Here is a 5,593-nt window from a genome sequence, read left to right on the forward strand (position 1 = left end):
ATGTATATCTTCATTCAGATTGGACATAAATAAATATAACAACATCATCTTCGATGTTGTTGCCAACCGCGGAGAAGACTTACGTTTCCCCATAAGTTCTTCCTCCGGTTTCTCCTCTCCCTTTGCCTTCTTACTAGTAGTACATACTAGTATTAGAAGGGCCCTGCTTTGCAGGGTTTTTTTATTTGTCTACTTTTCATTTAAAAAGTGAGATGGTACAGTAAAAGAAAGAGGAGGAAAAAATATGATTCAACGCTTTATAGAACTCGGAGAAGGCTACTCTGACTTATATGAATTACTTGAAATTGCCAAAACAAACCAAGAACGTGTAACACATATGCTACAATTCGAAACTGTAAAAAACGAAAAAAAAATGTGTTCACTTGTTGTAATACTAAAACCGACAACTACTGGTGATTTCCAACCATTATACATATGTCGTGAAGGCATTCCTTTACTGGAAAATAAGAAAAGTAAACGTGTCGTTTTATTTGAAGAAATGGCGGAACAAATAGGGAAAAAAGTTACTCCCTTTACTGTAAAACCATCAACAACTTTCCCTGAAAAAGAACTATTTTTTAATCATCTAATTGGTATTTTACGAATGAACAATTTCATTCCTCCAATGAAATAACACGTTATTTCAAATAAAAAAATCCCCTGCTAAATTTAGCAGGGGATTTTTTCACTTAGCTATAATCGTATTCTTTTGCCCGATCAGGACGCGAATTTTCGAATTCTGTTTTTAAAAATGGGCGATACGACTGTTCTACTTTTTTCACAAAAGGAAGTTTATTCAATTTTTGCATCATATGCTCAATTTGTTCCATATCACAATATACAACGGCATATTTCAAACGTTTTGATATGTAATGAATGTTACCATATTTCCTTAAAATCTTGGCATGTTTCAATGAATGTAAATAAACAATCATACTTTGTCGTTGCCCGAACATAATCTTCTCCATCTTCTCCTTTTAAAAACTTATATTCTTATATTTTATGAAAACCAATCAAAAATTTATGACATTAAAGGACAAACTCTGTATACGTTTTCTTCTATATTCTAAAAAACAGGGTAAATTACCCCGTTTTTTTACAACCACAACCGCCTCCGGTACCACAACCACCGCCACAGCCACCCGCATCAAAAAACGGATTTCCTGTTGGGACTTTAACGGAAGATGACACCTCAGAACCTATTGCTACACTAACTTCATCTAATAACTTTTGTAAAGCAGTTTCTGCTCTTTTAAAGGCTGCAACCTTATCATGCATATCTACAGAACGCTTTAATTCCCTCATTTTCGTTGAAACGAAAGTATAATCAGGATGATATTTACCAAAACGTTGCACTTCTTCGTATCGCTCTTTCATCACTGTAAATTGCTGAATTAGCGTCTGGACCTCTATATCTTCTTGTAAATCCTTATAATACTTACGATAATCTTCTGCTATATCTGAACAGATAATCGCTTTTGCAAGCTGCTCTGCCTTATCTAAAATCAATACGCTTTCCAGCGTCGCTACAATCATGAGAGACACCTCCGAGTATTCATCATAACACATTTGGAACAGAACTACTAATTGAAGTGTCTCACCTAAAAGAAAGATATGATACTAACTACTTTTCATACCATCCCCTTGCACTCTTATACACTAATATGCTCCGCAATATTATATTTAAGAACATCCCATTTCCCGCTATTCTCTTTCACGTAGCTAATACATGCGTTTTTTAACGGCGTTTTAAATGTAATTTCATCTGGTGCAATTGCGTGTAAAATAGCTTTTATTGCATGTGAATGCGCAACAATGATAATACGTTTATCTCCATGTGCTACTGCAACCTCTTGTAAAGCCGTAAAACAGCGCTCTACAATTTCTTTATCCTGCTCCATTCCTTCTACATTACCTTCTGCAATTAACTCTCTAACGGCCGCAACTGGTTTCCCAGAAGCTTCCCCAAAATTACGTTCCATAAATCGCTCATCTAATAAAATAGATGGTAATCCAATAGCCCCAGCAATTTCCTTAGCTGTTTCTTGCGCTCTAATTAACGGACTACTTATAATTATATCCCACGATTCCGCTTGCAAGGCAGCTGCACTTTGACTCGCTTGCTTCTTCCCAACCTCGTTAAGTGGAATATCTTCGCGCCCTTGAATAATCTCTTGAAAGTTCCAATCAGTTTGTCCATGTCGTACTAAACAAATTTCCGTCATGCTGCAACTCCTTTTTTAAATAATGCGATTCTATTGTAACAAAAGTTTTGCATAACGGACATAGTTTTCCCTTCCAATTACGTCGTATTTTGCTGCTTCATATACTGGAACATATCAATCATAATTGAAGCAACCGCCAATTGATTTTGAAATTTTTCCACTTTATCTGGTATCGTTTTTTTGAAATGCTGCATGGCAGCTAACTCAAAAGCTTCTTTTTCTTCTGGGTTACGCGTCAATTTCCGGTACCAGTATGGCTGTTCCCGAATATAGCGAGCTAAATCCTCATCAGCTTTTATAAACTCCATAAGCTCTGCTCTCATCCTCTTTCCCCCTAATCCTTTTGAAAGAAAAAAGGATTATTTTCAGAAGTACTTTGTTCTGGCTGCGCGCGGTTCCCTTGAAATTGTTGGATAACTTGTTGCACGCTACCAATCGCACTCGTTACATTTGCTAAATGATGTTGCATTTGCTCTACGTCTAACTTTTTAAAGAAAGAAAGCATTTGCCCCATCACATCAGCAGTTTTTTCCTCTTCTGTTCGACTTTCTTTTTCTTCTTTATTTTCTTTTACCGAAGAAAAAGCAGGTGCTCCATCAGGTCTATACGCTGTCCATATTTGATCTTCTTCACCAAGTAAGTACCATTCTTCATAAAATTGCTGCCAAGTTTTTTGACCACTTCTAACCTCATGAACCATTTTAGGGTGATGGTTTACAAACTCTTTAAACTGTTGAACCGATGGATGTAACGGCCCTTTTGTTGTTGGCATAATCCTCACCTCTTCATGTATATCTACTATATTGTAAGAAAAAAAAGGCACATGGTTCGCCTATTTTTAGACGATTCATGCACCTTTTTATCTCCCTATTTGTGGACAGTAAGACTCCCACTGATTAAAGTTTCATTTTATTTTCGGATAAAGTTTTGAGTATAAAATTTATCATATACCCCAACACCTAATCCAGTAAATTGTTCATTTAATACATTCTTTCTGTGACCCTCACTATTTAACCAACCTTGTACCGCCGCAATTCCATCACTATGTTGCGCCGCTATATTCTCACCAGCAAGTTGAAAAGCCACTTGCCCACGTTGCAAACGATCTCCTAACGTACCAAAAGTAGGTGAATCGTGTGAAAAATAATTATTATCCTTCATATCTTTACTATGGCCAAATGCAACATCTGCAGTTTGTTGGTCCCATGTTAACAACGGTAATTGATGACGACTTCGAATAACATTTGTTAAATCGAGAATTTGTTGCATATTCCCATTTTCAACTTGCTTCATTTTTTCTGGCGTCAGCGGCTGTTCCGCTATTAATTCACCTGAATAAACAAGTTGATATGGTCTTTGTCGTAATAACGTTTCATCATCCATATAACGAAGACCAACAAGCTCATGTGTAAAGTGATCAAAGTATAATTGTGCCCATCCATCTTCTACAGGTACTAGCGGTTGTTCCATTACTTCCGTATCAGATAACTCAAATTGATAACTATTCTTTCCTCTTTTTAATGAAATCTCATGTGAAAGTGGATTCTTTTTATATACCTCTTCATACTTTTCATTTATATAATAGGGAGCCACCTTAACTTGCTCACCAGCAACATACGCCGTTACAACTTTACGTTCAGCAACTCCAAATTGAACATACTGAGCTAAATCTTGGTTATACACCCACCATTCATATCCATAAGCAGACGGCTCTATTCGAGACGGCTCGCCCCACTTCGCTAATAAATTCTCAGAGTCCCCACCAATCATACTTAAAACAGTATCTGTGGATTCTTCATTTACTTGCTTCTTCTTTTTCACAATTTTATTTTCTTGCTTAGAGTGAGATGGGGTTAATATATATTGTGATACGAGTAACTTCCCGTATAAATCAACAGCTAAAATTAAAAATGTAATCATTACGATACGCAATAATTTCTTCAAACGATATACCTCCTGAACAAAGCATAAAATCGAGATATACACAAATCCTTTTCTTTCCTTTTTTGTGTGTACCGTACTCTTTTCACTATATCATATTTTCACGAAAAAAGTCTGGAATATCCCTTTTCTCGCAATATGAATTGCACTTTCTTATTATTCATACTATTATAAAAATAATGCACTAACATTAAAAGAAGGAGGTATTCTATGCAATTTACAAATACAAACTTTAATGATGCAGTCGTTGATTTAACTCTTTTAACTGAGATTATGGAAAACAATCATTTTGTACTTGCTGGACAATGGGATTACGAACGCGTTACATATGATTATAAATTTGAAATATTAAAGGATATTTATTATTTACGTGTACAAGGATTTGCTGTTGAAGGTGACATCGGCGGCAGACACGCTCAAGTAAAACTATTGCCACCCTTATTAGGAAAACATTATTATCCTCATGGCGTTGAATATGGAGATGATGAGATTTTCCCAACGAATGTACTTCAAAAAAGCGAACAACTCCTACAAAATATTGAAAAAGAGTTGAAAGAATTTCAAATTATTGAATAACAAAAAAACTAGCGCATTAACACGATGCGCTAGTTTTTATTTCGTCTGCAAATAAGGAGGTAACTCTTGCAGCTGCTCTTTATCCTTTTCACGCTCTCTACGTGCCCAGTTAAAGAACACATAACCGATAATCGTACCGTACACTATTTCCTGGACAATTTTCATAATGATACCACCTGTTTGCTGGTCTTGTACTACCGGCATCCAATGTAAAAATTCTGGTCCAGTTATATTTAAATCTGATAAAGTACCCGCCGGTACACAGAGTTCCATTGCCTTCATCCAAGCGGCCGGATCTGTATATGTTGCAAATAATGGTGCAGTCGCAAAAATTATTAACGCACAAGCTGGCGTTAATAACATACCATTAGCAAACATATAACCAAGCTTCTTAATATCACTTAAAGTTTGATATTCTGGCAGCGGATTTAACATCGGCCACCACATCATCATTGCTGCAAAAAACAATATAGCAAGGCAAATCGGATGCGCTATTTGACTTTGTTTTACTGCATCAAAAACAATTGGCAAATGATAAAAGGAAAACAGGCCATTAAATACAAACAACGCAATAAGCGGCTTAGCAAAAAACTTTATCACAATTTGAATGAACTTAAAAGAAGTAATATAACGATATAACCAAACTGGTATACCAAGCAGTAATAACGGCGGCACCGCAATATACATTACTGCCATCTCAAACATATGTGCACTAAATATAATATGACCAATTAAATCAATAGGTCCTCCCTTTACAAAATACAAAAGAACAATCCCGGTCGTAAAATAAAAAATTTGCTTCTTACTTACCTTCGTCGCATTTTCAAATCGCGTTCTATATGGTCCAATAA

9 protein-coding genes are annotated in these 5,593 nt (G+C 35.9%); 2 read left to right on the forward strand and 7 right to left on the reverse strand.

All coding sequences use genetic code 11. The annotated features are described in order from the left end of the window. Window positions 1–244 precede the first annotated feature (244 nt). On the forward strand, window positions 245–634 hold the full coding sequence (locus AB3X48_RS16755) for a DUF7147 family protein (RefSeq protein WP_002111466.1): 390 nt from the start codon (window positions 245–247) through the stop codon (window positions 632–634). Between the two features lie 55 nt (window positions 635–689). Here the strand turns inward: AB3X48_RS16755 and AB3X48_RS16760 are convergent, their stop codons facing one another. The 6 genes from AB3X48_RS16760 to AB3X48_RS16785 all read right to left on the reverse strand — a co-directional run bounded on the left by AB3X48_RS16760 (window position 690) and on the right by AB3X48_RS16785 (window position 4,169). After that, entirely contained in the window at window positions 690–956 is a 267-nt protein-coding gene (locus tag AB3X48_RS16760; RefSeq protein ID WP_002088292.1) for a YlbG family protein, read from the reverse strand. Window positions 957–1,083: 127 nt separating this feature from the next. Continuing rightward, entirely contained in the window at window positions 1,084–1,536 is a 453-nt protein-coding gene (locus tag AB3X48_RS16765; RefSeq protein WP_002111468.1) for a YlbF/YmcA family competence regulator, read from the reverse strand. A gap of 116 nt (window positions 1,537–1,652) precedes the next feature. Continuing rightward, window positions 1,653–2,225 carry a histidine phosphatase family protein gene (locus AB3X48_RS16770; protein ID WP_002160690.1) on the reverse strand — a complete coding sequence of 191 codons (573 nt, stop codon included), beginning with the start codon at window positions 2,223–2,225 and terminating at the stop codon, window positions 1,653–1,655. A gap of 77 nt (window positions 2,226–2,302) precedes the next feature. Then, entirely contained in the window at window positions 2,303–2,548 is a 246-nt protein-coding gene (locus tag AB3X48_RS16775) for a YlbE-like family protein (protein ID WP_002014770.1), read from the reverse strand. Window positions 2,549–2,559: 11 nt separating this feature from the next. After that, the gene (locus tag AB3X48_RS16780; RefSeq protein ID WP_002111470.1) at window positions 2,560–2,997 is read right to left on the reverse strand and encodes a YlbD family protein; all 438 of its coding nucleotides are present in this window, start codon (window positions 2,995–2,997) and stop codon (window positions 2,560–2,562) included. 137 nt (window positions 2,998–3,134) lie between these two features. Next, on the reverse strand, window positions 3,135–4,169 hold the full coding sequence (locus AB3X48_RS16785) for a CAP domain-containing protein (protein ID WP_002111471.1): 1,035 nt from the start codon (window positions 4,167–4,169) through the stop codon (window positions 3,135–3,137). A gap of 207 nt (window positions 4,170–4,376) precedes the next feature. Between AB3X48_RS16785 and AB3X48_RS16790 the strand changes: the two genes are divergently transcribed. Next, on the forward strand, window positions 4,377–4,742 hold the full coding sequence (locus AB3X48_RS16790) for a YugN family protein (protein WP_002066906.1): 366 nt from the start codon (window positions 4,377–4,379) through the stop codon (window positions 4,740–4,742). A gap of 36 nt (window positions 4,743–4,778) precedes the next feature. Here the strand turns inward: AB3X48_RS16790 and ctaG are convergent. Further along, window positions 4,779–5,593, reverse strand: an 815-nt coding sequence (ctaG, locus tag AB3X48_RS16795; RefSeq protein WP_367959749.1) for a cytochrome c oxidase assembly factor CtaG, incomplete at its 5' end; no start/stop codon positions are given.

Origin of the sequence: Bacillus sp. S4 (assembly GCF_040838205.1) — a bacterium.
Lineage (GTDB): Bacteria > Bacillota > Bacilli > Bacillales > Bacillaceae_G > Bacillus_A > Bacillus_A cereus_U.